Annotated in this window: 19 protein-coding genes; 5 read left to right on the forward strand and 14 right to left on the reverse strand. The window is 72.8% G+C overall.

Features of this window, described 5'->3' with window-relative positions; all coding sequences use genetic code 11:
- Positions 1 to 68: 68 nt before the first annotated feature.
- Together TOK_RS17600 and TOK_RS17605 are read right to left on the reverse strand one after the other, a co-directional pair.
- The gene (locus TOK_RS17600; protein ID WP_098958957.1) at positions 69 to 701 is read right to left on the reverse strand and encodes a histidine phosphatase family protein; all 633 of its coding nucleotides are present in this window, start codon (positions 699 to 701) and stop codon (positions 69 to 71) included.
- A 1-nt stretch (position 702) separates the two neighbouring features.
- Entirely contained in the window at positions 703 to 1,131 is a 429-nt protein-coding gene (locus TOK_RS17605) for an HIT family protein (RefSeq protein ID WP_098959081.1), read from the reverse strand.
- Positions 1,132 to 1,231: 100 nt separating this feature from the next.
- Here TOK_RS17605 and TOK_RS17610 point away from each other — a divergent pair, with 100 nt between their 5' ends.
- The 4 genes from TOK_RS17610 (at position 1,232) to treZ (ending at position 8,220) form a co-directional block, all read left to right on the forward strand.
- Complete coding sequence (locus TOK_RS17610) at positions 1,232 to 1,696, forward strand: PPOX class F420-dependent oxidoreductase (protein WP_098958958.1); 465 nt, start codon at positions 1,232 to 1,234, stop codon at positions 1,694 to 1,696.
- A gap of 192 nt (positions 1,697 to 1,888) precedes the next feature.
- Positions 1,889 to 4,072, forward strand: coding sequence for a glycogen debranching protein GlgX (gene glgX, locus TOK_RS17615; protein WP_098958959.1), 2,184 nt, complete (start codon positions 1,889 to 1,891; stop codon positions 4,070 to 4,072).
- Positions 4,069 to 6,441, forward strand: coding sequence for a malto-oligosyltrehalose synthase (treY, locus tag TOK_RS17620; RefSeq protein ID WP_098958960.1), 2,373 nt, complete (start codon positions 4,069 to 4,071; stop codon positions 6,439 to 6,441). The genes glgX and treY overlap by 4 nt, the downstream gene beginning before the upstream one ends.
- 42 nt (positions 6,442 to 6,483) lie before the next feature.
- The gene (gene treZ / locus TOK_RS17625) at positions 6,484 to 8,220 is read left to right on the forward strand and encodes a malto-oligosyltrehalose trehalohydrolase (RefSeq protein WP_098958961.1); all 1,737 of its coding nucleotides are present in this window, start codon (positions 6,484 to 6,486) and stop codon (positions 8,218 to 8,220) included.
- A 27-nt stretch (positions 8,221 to 8,247) separates the two neighbouring features.
- Here treZ and TOK_RS17630 read toward each other — a convergent pair whose 3' ends face one another.
- Both TOK_RS17630 and TOK_RS17635 read right to left on the reverse strand, forming a co-directional pair.
- The gene (locus tag TOK_RS17630; protein WP_098958962.1) at positions 8,248 to 8,808 is read right to left on the reverse strand and encodes a Uma2 family endonuclease; all 561 of its coding nucleotides are present in this window, start codon (positions 8,806 to 8,808) and stop codon (positions 8,248 to 8,250) included.
- Between the two features lie 202 nt (positions 8,809 to 9,010).
- Positions 9,011 to 9,997: a malate dehydrogenase gene (locus TOK_RS17635; RefSeq protein ID WP_098958963.1), complete on the reverse strand. Its 987-nt coding sequence runs from the start codon at positions 9,995 to 9,997 to the stop codon at positions 9,011 to 9,013.
- A gap of 131 nt (positions 9,998 to 10,128) precedes the next feature.
- Here TOK_RS17635 and TOK_RS17640 point away from each other — a divergent pair, with 131 nt between their 5' ends.
- The gene (locus TOK_RS17640; protein WP_098958964.1) at positions 10,129 to 10,641 is read left to right on the forward strand and encodes a hypothetical protein; all 513 of its coding nucleotides are present in this window, start codon (positions 10,129 to 10,131) and stop codon (positions 10,639 to 10,641) included.
- A gap of 61 nt (positions 10,642 to 10,702) precedes the next feature.
- Here the strand turns inward: TOK_RS17640 and TOK_RS17645 are convergent, their stop codons facing one another.
- The 10 genes from TOK_RS17645 to trpC form a co-directional block, all read right to left on the reverse strand.
- Positions 10,703 to 11,206 (reverse strand): CoA-binding protein, encoded by a 504-nt coding sequence (locus TOK_RS17645; RefSeq protein WP_098958965.1) that lies wholly within the window; start codon positions 11,204 to 11,206, stop codon positions 10,703 to 10,705.
- Positions 11,206 to 12,507 carry an O-acetylhomoserine aminocarboxypropyltransferase/cysteine synthase family protein gene (locus TOK_RS17650; protein WP_098958966.1) on the reverse strand — a complete coding sequence of 434 codons (1,302 nt, stop codon included), beginning with the start codon at positions 12,505 to 12,507 and terminating at the stop codon, positions 11,206 to 11,208. The genes TOK_RS17645 and TOK_RS17650 overlap by 1 nt, the downstream gene beginning before the upstream one ends.
- Positions 12,508 to 12,511: 4 nt before the next feature.
- Complete coding sequence (locus tag TOK_RS17655; RefSeq protein ID WP_098959083.1) at positions 12,512 to 13,060, reverse strand: OsmC family protein; 549 nt, start codon at positions 13,058 to 13,060, stop codon at positions 12,512 to 12,514.
- 230 nt (positions 13,061 to 13,290) lie between these two features.
- Entirely contained in the window at positions 13,291 to 14,205 is a 915-nt protein-coding gene (locus tag TOK_RS17660; protein ID WP_098958967.1) for an acyl-CoA thioesterase II, read from the reverse strand.
- A gap of 37 nt (positions 14,206 to 14,242) precedes the next feature.
- Positions 14,243 to 15,661 (reverse strand): pyruvate kinase, encoded by a 1,419-nt coding sequence (gene pyk / locus TOK_RS17665; protein WP_098958968.1) that lies wholly within the window; start codon positions 15,659 to 15,661, stop codon positions 14,243 to 14,245.
- Between the two features lie 130 nt (positions 15,662 to 15,791).
- Positions 15,792 to 16,451, reverse strand: a complete 660-nt coding sequence (locus TOK_RS17670) for a DUF2461 domain-containing protein (RefSeq protein ID WP_098958969.1) — start codon at positions 16,449 to 16,451, stop codon at positions 15,792 to 15,794.
- 4 nt (positions 16,452 to 16,455) lie between these two features.
- Positions 16,456 to 17,481 (reverse strand): prolipoprotein diacylglyceryl transferase, encoded by a 1,026-nt coding sequence (lgt, locus tag TOK_RS17675; RefSeq protein ID WP_098959085.1) that lies wholly within the window; start codon positions 17,479 to 17,481, stop codon positions 16,456 to 16,458.
- A 313-nt stretch (positions 17,482 to 17,794) separates the two neighbouring features.
- The gene (trpA, locus tag TOK_RS17680) at positions 17,795 to 18,604 is read right to left on the reverse strand and encodes a tryptophan synthase subunit alpha (protein WP_098958970.1); all 810 of its coding nucleotides are present in this window, start codon (positions 18,602 to 18,604) and stop codon (positions 17,795 to 17,797) included.
- Positions 18,601 to 19,899, reverse strand: coding sequence for a tryptophan synthase subunit beta (trpB, locus tag TOK_RS17685; protein WP_098958971.1), 1,299 nt, complete (start codon positions 19,897 to 19,899; stop codon positions 18,601 to 18,603). The genes trpA and trpB overlap by 4 nt, the downstream gene beginning before the upstream one ends.
- A 49-nt stretch (positions 19,900 to 19,948) precedes the next feature.
- Positions 19,949 to 20,788, reverse strand: coding sequence for an indole-3-glycerol phosphate synthase TrpC (gene trpC / locus TOK_RS17690; RefSeq protein ID WP_098958972.1), 840 nt, complete (start codon positions 20,786 to 20,788; stop codon positions 19,949 to 19,951).
- Positions 20,789 to 20,827 lie beyond the last annotated feature (39 nt).

Here is a 20,827-nt window from a genome sequence, read left to right on the forward strand (position 1 = left end):
GCCAGGTCAGCACCGGGCTGCGGTCGGGTGCCGGACGTCACCCCTCTCGGCGACGGCGCGGGCCGTTGTCAGCCCGGTGCCGCCCCGACCTCCGCCAGCAGCGGGGCGACGTGCCCGATCTCGTTGACGCTGCGCACGGTGCGGCGCCCGTCGCGGCCGCAGACGACCCGGGTGATCCCGGCGTAGTCGAGCGGGAACGGCAGCGGCCGCTCGATGCCCAGGACGTGCGCCAGATAGATGTTGAGCACGCCCGCGTGCGCGACGACGACCGCGGTGCCCTGCCCGGGGTGGGCGGCGACGACGGCCTCGACGGCGGCGACGGCGCGGGCGCGGAAGGCGTCGACGTCGACGTGCTCGGGCAGCAGCCCCGCGCGCAGCCGGTTCCAGGACGCCGGGTCGAGCCGGGCCATCTCGTGGACGGGGACGTAGTGCGGGTCGGCGACGTCGTACTCGGCGAGGTCGGCGGTGCGGGCCGGCTGCAGCCCGAGGGCGCCGGCCAGGGGCGCGATGGTCTCGACGGCGCGGGCCATGGTGCTGCTGTGGAGGCCGTCGACGACCGTGCCGCCGAGTGCCTCGACCAGCGTCGCGGCCTGGCGGTGACCGAGCTCGGTGAGCCCGGGGTCGGCAGCGTCGGCGGGAGTGCCGTTGCCGTCGGAGTGGACGCGGTGCGGCAGCGCGTGCCGGACGAGGACCAGCTGCACGTCAGGCGTCGGGGACGTGGGCGCCGTGCCCGGCGTCGCGCAGCGCCACGCGCAGGGCGTCGGCGTGGGCGTCCTGTTCGGCGTCGTCGACGGTCTTCGCGGCGTTGGCGAAGTCGAACGCCGCCATGTCCCAGGCCGGGAACACGTGCACGTGCAGGTGCGGGACCTCGAACCCGGCGACGAGCAGGCCGACGCGCGGCGGGTTCGACACCGTCCGCACCGCGTTGCCGATGACGTGTGAGACCGCGGTCAGGTGGGCGATGAGGCCGGACTGGGCGTCGACCCAGTGGTCGACCTCCGCGCGCGGCACGACCAGGGTGTGGCCGGGCCCGAGCGGGTTGATCGACAGGAAGCCGACGCACGTGTCGTCGGACCAGACGAACCGGCCGGGCAGCTCGCCGTCGATGATCTTCGTGAAGAGGGTGCTCATCGCCGCGAACACTACCCGGCGCGGCGGTGCCGATCACCTCGTGACGCGGCGGCCGCCCGACCGTGGGCAGGAGACCGTGGGCAGCCCCTATGGTCGGGGCATGCCGCGCACGATCGCCACGAACACCCGCGTCGCCCTCGACGGCCTCCTCGACTTCGTCCGCCCCCGCCACCGGTTCGTGCTGGTCACGACCCGTGCCGACGGGTCACCGCAGCTGTCCCCGGTGACCGGCGGGGTCGACGGGCAGGGCCGGCTCGTCGTCGCCACCTATCCGGAGCGTGCGAAGTCGGTCAACGTCGCGCGGACCGGCCGGGCGTCGGTGATGGTGTTGTCGGAGGAGTTCAACGGCGCGTGGGTGCAGGTCGACGGCGACGCCGAGCTGGTGACGCTGCCGGACGCGGTGGAACCGCTCGTCGAGTACTTCCGTGTGATCTCGGGCGAACACTCGGACTGGGACGAGTACCGCGCCGCGATGACCGCGCAGGGGAAGGCGCTGATCAGGGTCACGCCCACGCGCTGGGGCCCGATCGCGACGGGTGGTTTCCCGGCCCGGCTCGCCGGCTGATCCGCCCGCGGGGCGGTCGCAGGGCGGGCGGGGTGTCGGTGCGCCCGGGTAGCGTGTCCGCGGGCGTCCAGACCCTCCCCGCCCATGGATTTCGGTCCACCCCGGTCGCTCCCGCGTGCCCGGCCGGCGGACCGGGTTGCGGGTCATCAGACCGATTCGAGAGTCCGGCCGTGGCCGGGGAACGAGGAGCACATGCGGCCGTGGCCCGGTAGCGCCTATCCGTTGGGCGCCAGCTACGACGGCGCCGGAACGAACTTCGCCATCTTCTCCGAGGTCGCGGAGCGGGTGGAGCTGTGCCTGTTCGAGGCCGACGGGGAGGAGACCCGCGTCCGGCTCACCGAGGTCGACGGGTTCGTGTGGCACTGCTACCTGCCGGGGGTCGAGCCCGGCCAGCACTACGGCTACCGGATCCACGGCCCGCACGACCCGGCGCAGGGCCTGCTGTGCAACCCGAACAAACTGCTCATCGACCCGTACGCGAAGGCCCTCGACGGCCCGGTCCGCTGGGACGAGGCGGTTTTCGGCTACGTCTTCGACGACCCCGACACCCGCAACGACGCCGACTCGGCACCGTTCGTCCCCAAGTCCGTGGTGATCAACCCGTTCTTCGACTGGGGCTCGGACCGGCCGCCGAAGGTCCCGTACCACGAGACGATCATCTACGAGGCGCATGTCAAGGGCCTGACGGTCAACCATCCGGACATCCCGGAGGAGCTGCGCGGCAGCTACGCGGGCCTGTCGCACCCGGCGATGATCGAGCACCTGCAGACACTCGGGGTGACCGCCGTCGAGCTGATGCCGGTGCACGAGTTCATCACCGACCACCACCTCGAGCAGCGGGGCCTCGCGAACTACTGGGGTTACAACACGATCGCCTTCCTCGCCCCGCACCACGCCTACGCCATGTCCGGCAGCCGGCCCGGCAGCCAGGTGCAGGAGTTCAAGGCGATGGTGCGTGACCTGCACGAGGCGGGTATCGAGGTCATCCTCGACGTCGTCTACAACCACACCGCCGAGGGCTCGGACATGGGCCCGATGCTGTCGATGCGCGGTATCGACAACCGCGCGTACTACCGCCTCGTCGAGGACGACCAGCGGTACTACATGGACTACACGGGCACCGGGAACTCGCTCAACGTCCGCAACCCGCACACGCTGCAGCTGATCATGGACTCGCTGCGGTACTGGGTGACGGAGATGCACGTCGACGGGTTCCGGTTCGACCTGGCCTCGACGCTGGCGCGGGAGTTCTACGACGTCGACCGGCTGAGCGTGTTCTTCGACCTCGTGCAGCAGGACCCGGTGATCAGCCAGGTCAAGCTCATCGCCGAGCCGTGGGACGTCGGCCCCGGCGGCTACCAGGTCGGCAACTTCCCGCCGCTGTGGACGGAGTGGAACGGCAAGTACCGCGACACCGTCCGCGACTTCTGGCGCGGCGAGCCGGGCACCCTCGGCGAGTTCGCGTCGCGACTCACCGGCAGCTCCGACCTGTACAAGGCCGACGGCCGCAGGCCCTACGCGTCGATCAACTTCGTCACCGCGCACGACGGCTTCACGATCGCTGACCTGGTGTCCTACAACGACAAGCACAACGACGCCAACGGCGAGGGCGGCAACGACGGCGAGAGCCACAACCGGTCCTGGAACTGCGGGGTCGAGGGGCCGACCGACGACGAGGACGTCCTCGTCCTGCGGGCCCGCCAGCAGCGCAACTTCATCACGACGCTGCTGCTGTCCCAGGGCGTGCCGATGCTGCTGCACGGCGACGAGCTGGGCCGCACCCAGGGCGGCAACAACAACGTCTACTGCCAGGACAACGAGATCGCGTGGATGGACTGGTCGCTGGCGAGCAAGAACGCCGGGCTGATCGGGTTCACCGGTGGGGTGGCCGCGCTGCGCCACGCACACCCGGTGTTCCGGCGCAGACGCTTCTTCGCGGGCCGCCCGATCCGGCCACGTCGCCGCTCGGAGACCGGCGACACCCCGACGGCGCTGCCCGACATCGCGTGGTTCTCCCCGTCCGGCGAGGAGATGACCGAGCAGGACTGGGACTCCGGGTTCGGCAAGTGCGTACTGGTCTTCCTCAACGGCGAGGGCATCACCGAGGCCGACCACCGCGGCGAGCGTGTCACCGACGACTCGTTCCTGCTGTTGCTCAACGCGCACTGGGAGGACATCGAGGCGACGTTGCCCGCGGCCGAGTTCGGCACGCGCTGGGCGGTCGTCGTCGACTCGGCGACCGGTGAGGTCACCTCGCTGGCGACGACACCGGGCACCGTGGCGGCCGACCCGGTGACGGTGACGGCCGGGTCCACCCGTGTCGTGCCCGCCCGGTCGATCATGGTGCTGCAGCGCGTCGAGGCCGCGACGCGATGAACGACGCGCAGCGGGTGAACCTGCGGGTGCCCTCGTCGACCTACCGGCTCCAGTTCTCCGCGCAGCAGACCTTCGCCGACGGGGTCGCCCTGCTCGACTACCTCGACGCGCTGGGCGTCGGCGCGCTGTACGCGTCGCCGCTGCTCGAGTCCGGCGCGGGGTCCAACCACGGCTACGACGTGGTGGACCCGACCCGGGTGTCGGTCGAGCGCGGCGGCGAGCTGGGCCGCAAGGACCTGTTCGCTGCGCTGCGCGAGCGTGGGCTGGGCCTGCTGCTCGACATCGTGCCCAACCACGTCGGCGTCGAGGTCCCGCTGGCCAACCCGTGGTGGTGGGACGTCCTGGCCCACGGCCGGGAGTCGCGGCACGCGGAGAAGTTCGACGTCGACTGGGCCGCGGGCCCGGTGCTGCTGCCGGTCCTCGGCGAGGACGAGGCAACGGCACTCGACGCGCTCACCCTGTCCGGCGACCGCACGGAGCTGCGCTACCACGAGCACGCCTTCCCCGTCGCCGCCGACACCGGCGGGGGCACGCCGCGCGAGGTGCACGAGCGCCAGCACTACAGGCTCGTCTCCTGGAAGCGCGGCGCCGGGGAGCTGACCTACCGGCGGTTCTTCGACGTCTCGACGCTCGCGGCGGTCCGTGTCGAGGACCCGGCGGTGTTCGACGCGACCCACGCCGAGGTGCTGCGCTGGGTGGGCGAGGGCGACGTCGACGGGATCCGCGTCGACCATCCCGATGGCCTGTCCGACCCGGGCGGCTACCTGCGGCGGCTGCGCGCGGCGATCGGGCCCGACCGGTGGCTGCTCGTGGAGAAGATCCTGGGTGTGGGCGAGGAGCTGCCCGCGTCGTGGCCGGTCGACGGCACCACCGGCTACGAGGCGCTGCGCGAGATCTGCGGGGTGTTCGTCGACCCCGCGGGCGCCGGACTGCTGACCCAGTTCGCCGCCGAGCACGTCGGGGTCAAGGAGTCCGCACACACCGGGGAGCACCGGGCGCGGCGCGAGGTGGCGTCGACGATCCTGGCCGCCGAGGTACGCCGCATCGCGGGCGTCGCGGCCGCCGTTCTCGGAGTCCCGCGCGAGGAGCTGACCGACGCGGTCGCCGAGCTGCTGTGCGGCTTCCCCGTCTACCGCAGCTACCTGCCCGAGGGCCGCGACTCGCTCGACACCGCGGTCACCGTGGCCCGTACCCACCGCCCCGACCTGGCCGACCGGCTCGCCGCGCTGCACGCGGCCATGCTGGCCGACCCGGACGGCGAGCTCGCCACCCGCGTGCAGCAGACCTCGGGCATGGTGATGGCCAAGGGCGTCGAGGACACCGCGTTCTACCGCTGGAACCGCTTCGTCGCGCTCAACGAGGTCGGCGGGGCCCCCGAGCGGTTCGGGGTCTCCCCCGCCGAGTTCCACGCCACGGCGGCCGCCCGCGAGGCCAGCACCCCCGCCACGATGACCACGTTGTCGACGCACGACGCCAAGCGGTCGGAGGACGTCCGCGCCCGCCTCGCGGTGCTCTCGGAGATGCCCGCCGAGTGGGCCGACGTGGTCCGTCGCTGGTCGGCGCGCCGGCCGCTGCCCGACCGGTCGCTGGAGCTGCTCGCGTGGCAGTGCCTCGTCGGCGCGTGGCCGATCCCGGCCGACCGGATGTCGGGCTACCTCACCAAGGCGTCGAAGGAGGCGAAGCTCGTCACCAGCCATGTCGACGCCGTTGCCGTCGTCGACGAGGCCGTCGCCGCCTGGGCGGGCCAGGTGCTGTCCGATCCCGACCTGGTCGCCGAGATCGAGGCGTTCGTCGCGCGCATCGAGGGCGCGGGCCGGTCGAACTCGTTGGGGCAGAAGCTGTTGCAGCTGGCCGGGCCGGGCGTCCCCGATGTCTACCAGGGCACCGAGTTCTTCGAGTACTCCCTGGTCGACCCGGACAACCGCCGGCCTGTCGACTTCGCCGCCCGGCGCGCGGCACTCGCGCGCATCGACGACGGTGAGCTGCCCGCGGTCGGTCCCGACGGCGCAGCGAAGCTGCTCGTCACCGCCACCGCGGCCCGGCTGCGCCGCTACCGCCCGGAGCTGTTCGCCGGGTACCGGGCGCTGCCGGCGTCGGGGCCCGCGGCCGAGCACGCCGTCGCGTTCGCGCGCGGCACGGCGTCGCTGCTCGGGCCGGGCCGGCAGGCGTCCGGGATGGTCGCCGTGGCCACCCGGCTCCCGGTGGGCCTGGCCGCCCGCGGCGGCTGGGGCGACACGGTCCTCCCGCTGCCCGACGGCGCCGACGACTGGCACGACATCGTCACCGACACCCCGGTCGACGGATCCGCCCCGCGGCTCGCCGACCTGCTGGCGCGCTACCCCGTGGCGCTGCTCGTCCGTCCCGCCTGATCCCGATCCCCCGCACGACCCTCCGAGAGGAACACCACGCACGTGGCCGAGTACCGGGTCTGGGCGCCCGAGCACGAGCAGATGCGCGTCGTCGTCGACGGCGGGACGCATCCGATGTACCCGAGCCCCGGCGGCTGGTGGCACGCGGAGATCGACGGCGCCGAACACGGCAGCGCGTACGCCTTCCTCGTGGGCGACGACGAGACCCCGCTGCCCGACCCGCGCTCGCTGTGGCAGCCCGGGGGGGTGCACGCGGCGTCGCGCCGCTACGACCAGGATCACTTCATCTGGACCGACACCACGTGGACGGGCCGCCAGCTGCCCGGGTCGGTGCTCTACGAGTGCCACATCGGCACCTTCACCCCCGACGGCACGTTCGACGCCGCGATCCGCCGCCTCGACCACCTCGTCGACCTCGGCGTCGACCTCGTCGAGCTGCTGCCGGTCAACGCCGTCGACGGGCCGTGGAACTGGGGCTACGACGGCGTCGGCTGGTACGCCGTCACCGAGAACTACGGCGGCCCGGACGGGCTGAAGCGGTTCGTCGACGCCGCGCACGCCCGTGGCCTCGGCGTCGTGCTCGACGTCGTCTACAACCACCTGGGCCCGTCCGGGGCCTACCTCGACCGGTTCGGCCCGTACTTCGCGGGCAGCAACATCTGGGGCCCGTCGCTCAACCTCGACGGCCCCTGGTCGGACGACGTGCGCCGCTACGCGATCGACAACGCCCTGATGTGGCTGCGGGACTTCCATATCGACGGGCTGCGCGTCGACGCCGTCCACGCCCTGCGCGACACCCGCGCCGTCCACGTCCTCGAGCAGCTGGCCGTCGAGGTCGAGTCGCTCTCGTCGCACGTCGGGCGGCCACTGTCGCTGATCGCGGAGTCCGACCTCAACGACCCGCGGCTCGTCACCTCCCGCGAGGGTGGCGGCTACGGTCTGCACGCCCAGTGGGCCGACGACATCCACCACAGCCTGCACAGCGTGCTGACGGGCGAGGGTCAGGGCTACTACGGCGACTTCGCTGCGGCCGGGCTGACGGGGCTCGGCCACGTGCTGTGCCGGGCGTTCCTGCACGAGGGCACGTGGTCGAGCTTCCGCAAACGGGTGCACGGCGCCCCCGTCGACACGCGACGCATCCCCGGCCACCGCTTCCTCGCCTACTTGCAGAACCACGACCAGATCGGCAACCGCGCCGCAGGCGACCGGCTCACCCAGTCGCTCACGCCCGGGCAGCTGGCCTGCGGGGCTGCCCTCGTGTTCACCTCCCCGTTCACCCCCATGCTCTTCATGGGCGAGGAGTGGGGTGCCCGCACCCCGTGGCAGTTCTTCTCCCACTTCCCCGACGCCGCGCTGCGCGACGCCGTCCGCGAGGGCCGCACGGCCGAGTTCGCCGAGCACGGCTGGGGCGCCTCCGAGGTGCCCGACCCCAACGCCGAGTCGACGTTCCTCGACTCCAAGCTCGACTGGGACGAGCCCGCGCAGGAGCCCCACGCGACGCTGCTGTCGCTGCACCGGGAGCTGATCGCCCTGCGCCGGCAGTGGCCCGAGCTGTCCGACCCGTGGCTCGACGACGTCGAGGTCGACGTGGACGAGGCCGCACGCACGATCGTCGTGTACCGCGGCCGGATCCGGGTCGTCGTCAACCTCGGTCACACCGACGCGACGGTCGCCCTCGAACGCGGCGTCGCGCGCATCCTGCTGGCCTCGGAGCCGGCCGCGGCCGAGCAGAACCTGATCATCGTGCCGCCGGAGGCGTTCGCGATCGCGCTGCTCTGAGAGGTCTGTCCGCGCTGCAGGGGCGGCTCAGCGGCGGCTGGGCGGGTCGACGAACTCGGCCATGTCGATCTGCGCCACCCACGGGTGCGGGACCTCGGCGTTCTCGCACGGCACCAGCTCGGTGTCGTAGATGTAGTGCCCGTCGCCGAGTGTGGCGTCGAGCCGCAGCGCGACCAGCCGGGGCCCCTGGTCGACACGCCAGAAGTACGGCACCCCCGCCTCGGCGTAGCGCCACGGCTTGAGGATGCGGTCTGCGTGGTGGGTCCGCGGCCCCAGCACCTCGACGACGAGCACGACCCCGGAGGCGTCGAACCCGTTGTCGTGGAACGGGGTCCCGGCACGGACGACCAGGAGGTCGGGGACGAAGAAGTTCGCCTCGTCGACGTGCACGCCGGTGCCGTGGTGGATCTCGACGCTGTCCGGCGCGCCGACGCCGAGCATCAGGTCGAGCAGCCGCACGTGCCAGACCTGATCCTCGTCGGGCTCGGGGAGGACGACGATCTCGCCGTCGTGCAGCTCACGGACGCGGCCGTCGTCGGGCTCGCTGAGCAGGTCGGCGAGAGTGCTGCGGACGACGGCTGCGGTCACGGACGGGCCTCCACGTTCTCCGGCGGACGTGTGCCAATCCTAACCATCTCCGGGACGGGATGTGGTCTGCCGCCTGCCCCCCGCACATGCAGGAACGGCACTTTCCCGCAACCGGGTTGCGGGAAAGTGCCGTTCCTGACCTCGATCCGGGGACGCCGAGCCGGGGACCTCGATCCGGGGACGTCGAGCCGGGGCCGCGACCTCAGAGCAGGCCGAGAGCCTTCACGGCCTCGCGCTCCTCGACGAGCTCGGCGACGGTGGCGTCGATCCGCTCACGGGAGAACGCGTCGATCTCCAGGCCCTGGACGATCTCGTACCGCCCGCCTCGGCAGGTGACGGGGAACGAGGAGATGATGCCCTCGGCGACGCCGTAGGAGCCGTCGGACGGGATGGCCATCGAGGTCCAGTCGCCGTCGGCGGTGCCGTTGACCCAGGTGTGGACGTGGTCGATCGCGGCCGACGCCGCCGATGCGGCCGACGACGCCCCGCGGGCCTCGATGATCGCGGCGCCGCGCTTGGCGACGGTCGGGATGAAGGTGTCGCGCAGCCACGACTCCTCGACCTGCTCGGCAGCGATCTTGCCGCCGACCTCGGCATGGAACAGGTCGGGGTACTGGGTGGCGGAGTGGTTGCCCCAGATCGTCATCTTCTTGATCTCGGACACCGGCACCGACAGCTTCGCCGAGAGCTGCGAGAGCGCACGGTTGTGGTCGAGGCGGGTCATCGCGGTGAACCGCTCGGCAGGGACGTCCGGCGCGGCGGACTGCGCGATGAGGGCGTTGGTGTTGGCCGGGTTCCCGACGACCAGCACGCGGATGTCGTCGGCCGCGCCGGCGTTGATGGCCTTGCCCTGCGGGGCGAAGATGCCGCCGTTGGCCTCGAGCAGGTCGCCGCGCTCCATGCCCTTCGTGCGGGGCCGGGCGCCGACGAGCAGCGCGACGTTCGCGCCGTCGAACGCCTTCGTGGCGTCGTCGAAGATGTCGACGTCCGCGAGCAGCGGGAAGGCGCCGTCGGCGAGCTCCATGGCGGTGCCCTCGGCGGCCTTCACCGCCTGGGGAATCTCGAGGAGGTTCAGCTTGACGGGGGTGTCGGCCCCCAGGAGCTGCCCGGACGCGATACGGAACAGCAGCGCGTAACCGATCTGGCCAGCGGCGCCGGTGACTGTGACGGTGACAGGAGGGGTAGACACGCCCGGCAGGCTAGACCCTCCGCGGGCGTGTGCGCCGCGACGGGGATCACGCGCAGCGCCTGCAGGACAGTGACGTACGTCGGCGGTCGGCCTGCGGCCCCGAACGGCACGGCGTGGGTTAGCGTCGAGCGATGCCCGAGCCGACCCCTGCCGAGCGCCCGTCGGACCCGCCGGAGCCTCCCGACCCGTCGGACTCGCCGGACTCGCCGGACTCGGCCGGGACGACGGGCGCGCGGGAGCGGTTCGGCTGGGAGGGTGGCGCACCCGGCTACAGCGTCGTCGATCCCGACCGGCTCGCCCCGCACCAGCCCATGCCCGGCGCCCCGCCGTACCCGGCCGCCGAGGAGCTCCCCCCGCCGCCCGTCGGCGAGCGGGCCACCGGCACCGGGCCGGGGCGGCCCCTGCTCGCCGCCGCGGTGTGGGGTGTGGTCGACCTGGTGCTGGTGTTCGTGGTCGCGGGCGCGCCGCCGTCGACGTCGTCGGTGGTGCTGCTCCTGCTGGTGATCGTCGCGGCGGTGCTGGTCGCCGGCCTGCTCACGTGGCTCGTCGCCCGGCGGCGGCGGTGGCCGTCCTGGGCGCTGTTCCTCGTCGCCGGGCTGGCGTTCTGGGTGGTCCGGGCGGCGACGACCGCGGGCGTGGGCTGAGCAGGCGCTCCGCCGGGCTCGACCCTCGAACCCGGCGGAACGCTGCGGTCGGGTGGTGCGGTCAGGCGGTGCGGCGGCGGCTGGAGATGACGCCGGTGTCGAAGCCCGCGAGGTGGAGGCCGCCGTGGAAGCGGGCGTGCTCGACCTTGACGCACAGGTCCATCACGACGTCGACCCCGGCCGTCTCGGCCGTGCGGGCCAGCTCGGCGTCCCACAGCCCGAACTGCAGCCACCAGGTCTGCACACCGCCGAGGGCGAGGGTCTCGTCGAGCACGGCGGGCAGGTCGGCGGGCTTGCGGAACACGTCGACCAGGTCGGGCACGACCGGTAGGTCGGCCAGCGTCTTGTAGACGGGCCGGCCGAAGATCTCGGTGGCGAACGGGTTCACGAAGTACACGTCGTAGCGGGTGCTCGACAGCAGGTACGTCGCGACGAAGTTGCTGGCCCGCGCCGGGTTCGGCGACGCGCCGACCATGGCGATCGTGCGGGTGCGGTCGAGGATCTCGCGCCGCGCCGGCGCGAGCGGGTTGCGCCACTCGTCGGTGTTCGTGGCCTCGGTGCCCATCAGTTCTCCTTCACCGCGGCGGCGAGCGCCTGGTCGAGGTCCCACAGGATGTCCTCGGCGTCCTCGATGCCGACGCTGATCCGGATCAGGTCCTCCCCGACGCCGGCGGCGGTCAGCTGCTCGGCGGAGAGCTGCTGGTGCGTCGTCGACGCGGGGTGCAGCACCAGGGTGCGCGCATCGCCGATGTTGGCGAGGTGGCTGCACAGCTGGACCGCCTCGATGAACCGCTCCCCCGCGGCGCGCCCACCGGCCACCCCGAAGGAGAACACCGCGCCGGGGTCCTGCGGCAGGTAGCGCTTCGCCCGCTCGTGGTCGGGGTGCCCGGGCAGCCCGGCCCAGCGCACCCAGGACACCCGGGGGTCGGCGTCGAGCCACTCGGCGACGGCGCGGGCGTTGGCGATGTGGGTGTCCATCCGCTGCGGCAGCGTCTCCACACCCTGGATCAGCAGGAAGGCCGAGTGCGCGGACAGCGAGGCACCGACGTCGCGCAGCTGCTCGGCGCGCAGCTTGGTGAGAAAGCCGAACTCCTTGAAGTTGCCCCACCAGTCGAGGCCGCCGTAGGAGGCGACGGGCGTCGTCATCGACGGGAAGTTGCCGTTGCCCCAGTCGAACCTGCCCGACTCGATCACGACACCGCCCAGCGTCGTGCCGTGGCCGCCGATGAACTTCGTCGCCGAGTGGATCACGATGTCGGCGCCGTGCTCGATCGGCCGGCACAGGTACGGGGTGGCGACGGTGGCGTCGATGATCAGCGGCAGGCCCGCGGCGTGCGCGACCTCGGCCAGGCCGGCGATGTCGGCGACCTCGCCGCCCGGGTTGGACACGGCCTCGGCGTAGACGAACCGGGTCCTGTCGGTCAGCGCCGCGGCGAAGTCGGCCGGGTCACCGCCCGCCACGAACGTGGTGTCGACGCCGAAGCGGCGCATCGTGACGTCGAGCTGGGTGACGGTGCCGCCGTAGAGGCCCGCGGCGGCGACGATGTGGTCACCCGCCCCGGCCAGCGCCGCGAACGTCAGGAACTGGGCGGCCTGGCCGCTGGCCGTCGCGACCGCGCCGAGGCCACCCTCCAGCGAGGCCATCCGCTCCTCGAACACCGCCACCGTCGGGTTGGCGATGCGGCTGTAGACCAGCCCGTACTTCTGCAGCGCGAACAAGCTGGCGGCGTCGGTGGTGTTCTCGAAGACGAAGCTCGTCGACTGGTAGATCGGCACCGCGCGGGCGCCGGTCTCCGAGTCGGGGACGGCCCCGGCGTGCACGGCGCGGGTACGGAAGCCCCAGCGACGTTCCTGCTGTTCGGTCATCGCGTCATACTGCCTTGGCGACGACGCGGTGCTCCACGGTCACCGGGACCGGGCTGCGGAACGTGTCGAGCACCGGGCAGTGCTCGTCGACGACCGCCGCCAGCTCCTGGTAGCGCTCCTGCTCCGCGGGCCCGGACAGCGTGACGACGACCCGCACGTCGGTGAAGCCGGCACGTACCGAGTCGCCGACGCCGAAGAAGCCACGCCGGTCGAGGTCACCCTCGACGTCGACCGACACGTCGTCGAGCGGGATGCCCAGCTTCGCCGCCCACACCCGGTAGGTGACGACCTGGCAGGCCAGCAGCCCCGCCAGCGCGAACTCCACGGGACTGGGCGCGGCGTCGTCGCCGGCGAGGCCGGCAGGTTCGTCGATGACGACGTGGTGGCGGCCGATGCGGATGTCGGTGCGCGTCCCGCTGCCGCCCTCGCCCGAGGCCCGGAACGTGGCGACGGCCCGGTCGGGCTTCTCGGTGAACTTCTGGCTGCTGACGTCGAGGGTGCGGCGGAGACTCTCGTCGCGCTCGGTTCCGGACAGGTTGGCTGCGACGGACATGGTGACTCCTGCGAGGGGTGCGGTGACGAGAGGGCGCGGCGGAGCGGTCAGCGACGACCGGGACACGCGCAGGTGCTGACGAGCCCGTGGTCGACGTGGCGGCGCCGGACGAGAACGTTCGGGCGCGACCTACCGGGCATGAGCCAGTCATACCTGACGCGACGACGCCCGGCCAGGCCCGGGACGGGCGACGTCGGGCCGGTGGTCACCGGTGGTCGTCGAGCCGTCGCTCAGGAGCCGGAGCGCGGCAGCCGGACGAGGCCCTCCTGCGCGGTGCTCGCGACCATCGTGCCGTCGCGGGTGAAGAACCGGCCGGTCGCGAGCCCGCGCCCACCCGACGCCGCGGGCGACCAGCACTCGTAGAGCAGCCACTCGTCGGCGCGGACCGGCGCGTGGAACCACATGGTGTGGTCGAGGCTGGCCATCTGCACCTGCGTCGCGCCCATGTCGTGGCGGGCGACGACCGAGCTCAGCAGCATCATGTCCGACGCCCAGGTCAGCACGCAGAGGTGCACCAGCGGGTCGTCGGGGAGGGTGCCGTCGGCGCGCAGCCACGCCCGGATCGGCTCCTGCGTCGCGGCCCGGTCGGCGACCCAGACGGGCTCGTCGACGAACCGTATGTCGACCGGGCGCTCGGCCCGGCCCAGCCAGTCGCCGCCGTGGCCCGCGGCGCGGCGGCTGCCGAGGTCGGGCAGCGTCTCCGGCGACGGCACGTCCAGCGGCGCGGGCACGGCGTGGACCAACCCCTCCTGCGGGACCTGGAACGACGCCGACAGCGCGAAGATCGCCTCGCCGCGCTGCACGGCCAGCACGCGGCGGGTGGTGAAGGAGCGGCCGTCGCGGACGCGCTCGGTGCGGTACTCGATCGGCGTACGCGGGTCGCCGCCGCGGATGAAGTAGGCGTGCAGCGAGTGCACCGACCGGCCCGGCGGAACCGTGCGGCCGGCCGCGACCAGCGCCTGCCCGAGCACCTGACCGCCGTAGACGCGGTGTTCACGGCTGTCCGGGCTGGTGCCCTGGAAGCTGTCCGGGCCGGTCTCGGTGACGTCGAGCAGGGCGACGAGCTCGTCGAGGACGACCTGTCCGTGTTCGACACCGTCGGCGGCGACGTCGGGGCGGCGGGGAGCGGCGGTCACACGCCGCATCCTCGCAAACCCCCGCGGCGCCCGCCCCGGGTGCGGGTCAGATGTCTTCCTCGCCCAGGCGGTGCACCCGGATCGAGTTGGTCGAGCCCACGGTCCCGGGCGGGGACCCGGCGACGATGACCACGAGGTCGCCCGGCTGGAACCGCTCCAGCGCCAGCATCGCGTGGTCGACCTGGCGGACCATCGCGTCGGTCGACTCCACGAACGGAACCAGGAACGTCTCGACACCCCACGTCATCGACAGCTGGCTGCGCACGTCCGGGGTCGGGGTGAACGCCAGCAGCGGGAGCCGCGTGTGCAGCCGGGCGAGGCGGCGCACCGTGTCGCCGGACTGTGTGAACGCCACCAGCGCCCGCGCCGAGAGCCGCTCGCCGATGTCGCGCGCCGCGTAGGACAGCACGCCGCGCTTGGTGCGGGGCACGTGGTTGAGCGGCGGCACCGTGGCCGGGCCCGCCTCCACGGCCTCGATGATCTGGGCCATCGTGCGCACCGACTTGATCGGGTAGCGACCGACACCGGTCTCGCCCGACAGCATCACCGCGTCGGCGCCGTCGAGCACCGCGTTGGCGACGTCGGAGGCCTCCGCGCGGGTCGGGCGCGAGTTGGTGATCATCGACTCGAGCATCTGCGTGGCCACGATGACCGGCTTGGCGTTCTCCCGCGCGATCTGGATCGCGCGCTTCTGCACCAGCGGGACGTTCTCCAGCGGCAGCTCGACGCCGAGGTCGCCGCGGGCGACCATGATCGCGTCGAACGCCAGGACGATGGCCTCGAGGTTGTCGACCGCCTCGGGCTTCTCCAGCTTCGCGACGACGGGCAGCCGGCCGCCGCGCTCGTCCATGATCTTGTGGACGGCGTCGATGTCGGCGGGGCTGCGCACGAACGACAGCGCCACGATGTCGACCCGCAGGTCGAGCGCGAACGCGAGGTCCCCGCAGTCCTTCTCGCTCATCGCCGGCACCGAGACGTTCATGCCGGGCAGCGAGATGCCCTTGTTGTCACTGACCGGGCCACCCTCGGTGACCTTGCAGACCACGTCGAGGCCTTCGACGGCGACGACCCGCAGGCCGACCTTCCCGTCGTCGACCAGCAGCCGGTCGCCCGCGCGCGCATCGGCGGCGAGGCCGCCGTACGTCGTCGAGACGCGGTCGTGCGTGCCCGCGACGTCCTCGACGGTGATGCGGATCTCTTCACCGGTGTGCCACTCGGTGGGGCCGGCGGCGAAGCGGCCGAGGCGGATCTTCGGACCCTGCAGGTCGGCCAGGATGCCGACCGCGCGACCCTCGGCGTCGGCGGCCTCGCGGACCATCTCGTAGACGCGCTTGTGGTCCTCGCGGCTGCCGTGGCTGAAGTTGAGCCGGGCGACGTCCATGCCTGCCTCGACGAGCTCGCGGATCCGCTCCGGCGTCGCGGTAGCGGGCCCAATGGTACAGACGATCTTGGTTCGACGACTCACGATCCTGAGCTTATCGCGTTACTGAACCGATCAGGAACACCGCTTCGGACAGTTCGGTGTCGAGGCGGCAACGATCTCCCGGCGCGCCGGTGTCCCGCAGTCGTTCCCGCCGTTCGGCCTGGCCGGGGCGTCAGCGGCGCGGGCGCTCGCTGGGGCCGACGTGGTCGGCGAGCCACTCCGCGAGCGGCCGCGCGGCACGCCACACCTGCGCGACGCGGTCGAGGCAGTCGCGCTCGTGCAGCACGTCGTCGGGCGGCCAGCGCCGGGACAGGTGCAGCGACTTGTGGCGCAGCAGGTCGATGCGCGGATGGTCGGGTGCGAACCCGCGGGGTGCACGGGTCAGCGTCTCCCCGCCCACCTCCAGGCCCTTCTTCTCCCCGCCGGCCAGCCGGGCCTGCAGGTCGGCGCCACGGGGTTCGTCGTCGACGGCGGTCCGGAAGCGGGCGACCTGGTCGGACTCCATCCGGTAGTAGCCGACCGCGACCATCAGTCCCTCGGAGGAGACCTGCACGTAGTACGGCGGGGCGAACCCACCGCAGTGCGTTTTGTAGGGCGTCTTGTCCTTCGAGAAGCGCACGTCGCGGTAGGGGCGGAACACCTTGCCGCCTCCGAACTCCGGCTCCAGGTCGGCCAGCAGGGCGAGCATCGGCGCGCGGACGTCCTCGTCGTAGACGCCACGCTGGTCGGTCCAGTACGCCTTGCTGTTGTCGGCGCCCAGACCGTCGTAGAACTCGACGGCGCCGTCCCCGAAGCCGGTGAACCCGCCTGCCGGGCCGCTCGCGGCCGCCACCCGCTCAGGCCCCCGCGTCCCGGGAGCGGACCTTCCCGGCGTCCTCGCCGGTGGCCCGGTCGGTCCCGGTCGCCCGGTCGGGCTCGGGGTCCCTGTCGGGCTCGGGGTCCCTGTCGGGCTCGGGGTCCCTGTCGGGCTCGGGCGCCGCGCCGTCCGGTCCGGAGTCCTCCGGGTCGGGCGCCGCGGGGCCGGTGAGCGTCTCGCGTGGCCCCCGGACGATCGCGACGTAGGCGACCGCGGCGACGAACACCACCGCCGACACGACGACGTTGATGCGGATGCCCCCGAACACCGTCGTCGCCGGGTCGGTGCGCATGAGCTCGATGAAGAAGCGCCCCAATGTGTATCCGGCGACGTAGAGCCCGAACACCCGGCCGTGGCCCAGCCGGAACCGGCGGTCCGCCCAGACGATCACCCCGGCGACGAGGAGGTTCCAGATCAGCTCGTAGAGGAACGTGGGTTGGACGATCGCGACGGGCGTCGGGTCGAGGGCGACACCACCGAGCGGGTCGGACAGGCCGGTCGCCGGGTCGACGCGGTTGTAGATCTCCAAGCCCCACGGCGCGTCCGTCGGGCCGCCGTAGAGCTCCTGGTTGAAGTAGTTGCCGAGCCTGCCGATGGCCTGGGCGACCACGATCCCGGGCGCGACCGCGTCGGCGAAGAACGGCAGCGGCACCCCACGGCGGCGGCAGCCGATCCAGGCACCGATCGCGCCGAGAGCGATGGCGCCCCAGATGCCGAGCCCGCCCTGCCAGATCTTGAGCGCGTCGATCGGGTTGCCGCCGGGGCCGAAGTAGGTCCGCCAGTCGGTCGCGACGTGGTAGAGCCGGCCGCCGACGAGCCCGAACGGCACCGCGAACACCGCGACGTCGACGACCGTGCCCGCCCGGCCGCCGCGGGCGACGAAGCGCCGCTCGCCCCACCAGACCGCGACGACGATGCCCGCGATGATGCACAGCGCGTACGCCCGGATCGGGAGCGGGCCGAGATGCCACACGCCACGGTCGGGGCTCGGGATGAACGCCGGCATCAGGGCCGCCAGGGTGGTGCTCACGCCGCCACGTTATCGCTCACCCGTCACGCCTGGTCGGGCGTCCCTCACCCACCCGGCTCCCGGCCCGTCGCCACCCGGACACCCGTGAGGTTGCGCGCGAAAAGGCGGCCGCGACCTCACGGCCGTGATCGCCCGCCGAGCACCAGTGAGGGTGCGCGCAGAGGGCCGTCCGCAACCTCACGGTCCGCCGGACGCCGCCGGACAGCAGTGACGTTGCGCGCGGTCCGTCCGGGCGCAACACCGTGTCGTCGAGGCAGCCGTCGCGCACCGTGAGCTTGCGCGCGGGCGGTCAGGCGGGGGTGCGGGCCCCCGCGGCGCGGACGCCGCCGGCCAGGTCGGCCGCGAGGTCACGGACGCCGTCGGGACCACGGTCGGTCGCCGCGGTCACGAACGCCGAGCCGACGATCACGGCGTCGGCGAACGAGGCCACCTGCTCGGCCTGCGCGGCGGACCGCACACCCAGCCCGACCCCGATCGGCAGGCTCGTGTGCGGCCGGGTGCGGGCCACGATCTCGGGGGCGACGTCGGCGACGCTGTCGCGGGCACCGGTGACGCCCATGATCGACGTCGCGTAGACGAAGCCGGTGCACGCGGCGACGGTCGAGGCGATGCGCTCCTCGGTCGACGACGGTGCCACCAGGAAGATCCGGTCGAGGCCGTGCTCTGTCGACGCGGCGAGCCACTCGTCGGCCTCGTCGGGGATCAGGTCGGGCGTGATGACGCCCAGCCCGCCCGCCGACGCGAGGTCGCGCGCGAACGCGTCGACGCCGTAGCGCAGTACCGGGTTGAAGTACGTCATCACCACGGCCGATCCGCCGGCGGCGGACACCCGCTCGACGACGGAGAACAGGTCGCGCAGCCGCACCCCGTTGCGCAGGGCCGTCTCGGCGGCGGCCTGGATGGTGGGGCCGTCCATGACCGGGTCGGAGTAGGGCACACCGACCTCGATGAGGTCGCAGCCGCCGTCGACCATCGCGTTGATCAGGTCGACCGAGCCGTCGACCGTCGGGAACCCGGCGGGCAGGTACCCGACGAGGGCGCCGCGGCCGTCGGCCCTGCAGCGGGCGAAGACGTCCGAGGTTCCACCGGTGGCGCTCATGCCTGGCCTCCCTCGGCGACGGCGGTGCCGTCGGCGACGGCGGTGCTCTCCTCGGCCTCGACCATGCCGAACCACTTCGCGGCCGTGTCGACGTCCTTGTCGCCGCGGCCGGAGAGGTTCACCAGGATCGTGGCGTCGGGGCCGAGCTCGCGGCCCAGGCGGACCGCGCCGGCGATGGCGTGGGCCGACTCGATGGCGGGGATGATGCCCTCGGTGCGCGACAGCAGCGCGAACGCCTCCATCGCCTCGGCATCGGTGACCGGCTGGTACTCGGCGCGGCCGATGTCCTTGAGCAGCGCGTGCTCGGGACCGACGCCCGGGTAGTCGAGCCCCGCGGAGATCGAGTACGACTCCGAGGTCTGCCCGTCCTCGTCCTGCAGCAGGTAGGACATCGCGCCGTGCAGCGCACCGGGCGAGCCCTCGGCCAGGGTGGCGCCGTGGCGGCCGGTCTCGACGCCGTCGCCGCCGGGCTCGAAGCCGATGAGCCGGACCGCCGGGTCGTCGATGAAGGCGTGGAAGATGCCGATCGCGTTGGAGCCGCCGCCGACGCACGCGACGACCGCGTCGGGCAGCGCGCCGGTGCGCTCGAGGACCTGCTCGCGCGCCTCCAGCCCGATGATGCGATGGAAGTCGCGGACCATCACCGGGAACGGGTGCGGTCCGGCGACGGTGCCGAGCAGGTAGTGCGTGGAGTCGACGTTGGTGACCCAGTCGCGCAGTGCCTCGTTGATGGCGTCCTTGAGCGTCCGGGACCCTGTCTTCACGGGGACGACGGTGGCGCCGAGCAGCCGCATGCGGGCGACGTTGAGGGCCTGGCGGGCGGTGTCGACCTCGCCCATGTAGACGATGCACTCGAGGTCGAGCAGTGCGCACGCCGTGGCGGTGGCGACGCCGTGCTGGCCCGCCCCGGTCTCGGCGATGACCCGCTTCTTGCCCATCCGCTTGGTGAGCAGCGCCTGACCCAGCACGTTGTTGATCTTGTGCGAGCCGGTGTGGTTCAGGTCCTCGCGCTTGAGCAGGATGCGCGCGCCGCCGGCGTGCGCGCCGAGCTTCGGCGCGTCGGTCAGCGGCGACGGGCGGCCCGTGTAGTCGCGGTGCAGCCGGTCGAGCTCGTTCAGGAACTCGTCGTCGTGGCGAGCCTTCTCGTAGGCCGCGGTCAGCTCGTCGAGCGCCGCGACGAGGGCCTCCGGGACGAACCGGCCGCCGTAACGGCCGAAGTGGCCGCGCTCGTCGGGCTCGTGCCCGGACCTGTTCGCGACACCGTCGCTGGGCTTCGCACCCGTGGTGGCTGCCACCGCACTCCCTCGAACTCGCTGCACTGCCTGCGCGGACCGGACGACCGGCTCAGCGCACCATCCGTGAACACGACGGGTGGAACCCCGCCGCGACGAGACCGCGGACCGCGCCCTCGGGGTCGCCGCTCGTGACCAGGCCCTCGCCGACGAGCACCGCGTCGGCACCCCAGCCGGCGTAGGTGAGCAGGTCGCCCGGGCCGCGCACGCCCGACTCGGCGACACGCAGAACGTTGTTCGGCAGTCCGGGAGCGATGCGGCCGAACACCGTGCGGTCGACGTCGAGGGTGTGCAGGTTGCGCGCGTTGACCCCGATGAGCCGGGCGCCGACCTCCAGTGCCCGGTCGGCCTCCTCCTCGGTGTGCACCTCGACGAGCGCCGTCATCCCGAGGGACTCGATGCGGTCGAGCAGCGAGGCGAGGACGTTCTGCTCCAGCGCGGCGACGATCAGCAGCACCAGGTCGGCGCCGTGGGCGCGGGCCTCGTGCACCTGATACGGGCTGACGACGAAGTCCTTGCGCAGGACCGGGATGTCGACGGCCGCGCGGACCGCGTCGAGGTCGGCCAGCGAACCGCCGAAACGGCGCTGCTCGGTGAGCACGCTGATCACCCGTGCGCCGCCGGTCTCGTAGCGCCGGGCCAGGTCGGCCGGGTCGCCGATCGTCGCGAGAGCCCCCTTGGAGGGGCTGCTCCGCTTCACCTCGGCGATGACGCCGACGCCCGGCGCGTTCATCGCGGCCATCACGTCGCGCGCCGGGGGTGCCTCCGCGGACAGCCGCTTGATCTCGGCGAAGTCGACGGCGGCCTCACGGACGGCAAGATCCTCGCGAACACCCTCGACGATCGACTCGAGGACGGTGGGACCGGAGGTCTGCTTCGTGCGCTCGCCCATGGGGCGGTGTCCCCTTCCGGGTTCGGGCCTTCCAGGCGT

This window comes from Pseudonocardia sp. N23, assembly GCF_002583555.1.
In the GTDB taxonomy this organism is placed as follows: Bacteria; Actinomycetota; Actinomycetes; order Mycobacteriales; family Pseudonocardiaceae; genus Pseudonocardia.

Coding starts and splice junctions, on each gene's coding strand:
- TOK_RS17645 (WP_098958965.1), bottom strand. CDS start 11,206: ATGGGCACCGAGGCCACGAACACCGACGAGTGGCGCAACCCGCTCGCG.
- TOK_RS17640 (WP_098958964.1), top strand. CDS start 10,129: ATGCCCGAGCCGACCCCTGCCGAGCGCCCGTCGGACCCGCCGGAGCCT.
- trpA (WP_098958970.1), bottom strand. CDS start 18,604: ATGAGCGCCACCGGTGGAACCTCGGACGTCTTCGCCCGCTGCAGGGCC.
- glgX (WP_098958959.1), top strand. CDS start 1,889: ATGCGGCCGTGGCCCGGTAGCGCCTATCCGTTGGGCGCCAGCTACGAC.
- TOK_RS17605 (WP_098959081.1), bottom strand. CDS start 1,131: ATGAGCACCCTCTTCACGAAGATCATCGACGGCGAGCTGCCCGGCCGG.
- lgt (WP_098959085.1), bottom strand. CDS start 17,481: ATGCCGGCGTTCATCCCGAGCCCCGACCGTGGCGTGTGGCATCTCGGC.
- TOK_RS17650 (WP_098958966.1), bottom strand. CDS start 12,507: ATGACCGAACAGCAGGAACGTCGCTGGGGCTTCCGTACCCGCGCCGTG.
- treY (WP_098958960.1), top strand. CDS start 4,069: ATGAACGACGCGCAGCGGGTGAACCTGCGGGTGCCCTCGTCGACCTAC.
- TOK_RS17610 (WP_098958958.1), top strand. CDS start 1,232: ATGCCGCGCACGATCGCCACGAACACCCGCGTCGCCCTCGACGGCCTC.
- TOK_RS17660 (WP_098958967.1), bottom strand. CDS start 14,205: ATGCGGCGTGTGACCGCCGCTCCCCGCCGCCCCGACGTCGCCGCCGAC.
- TOK_RS17655 (WP_098959083.1), bottom strand. CDS start 13,060: ATGTCCGTCGCAGCCAACCTGTCCGGAACCGAGCGCGACGAGAGTCTC.
- trpC (WP_098958972.1), bottom strand. CDS start 20,788: ATGGGCGAGCGCACGAAGCAGACCTCCGGTCCCACCGTCCTCGAGTCG.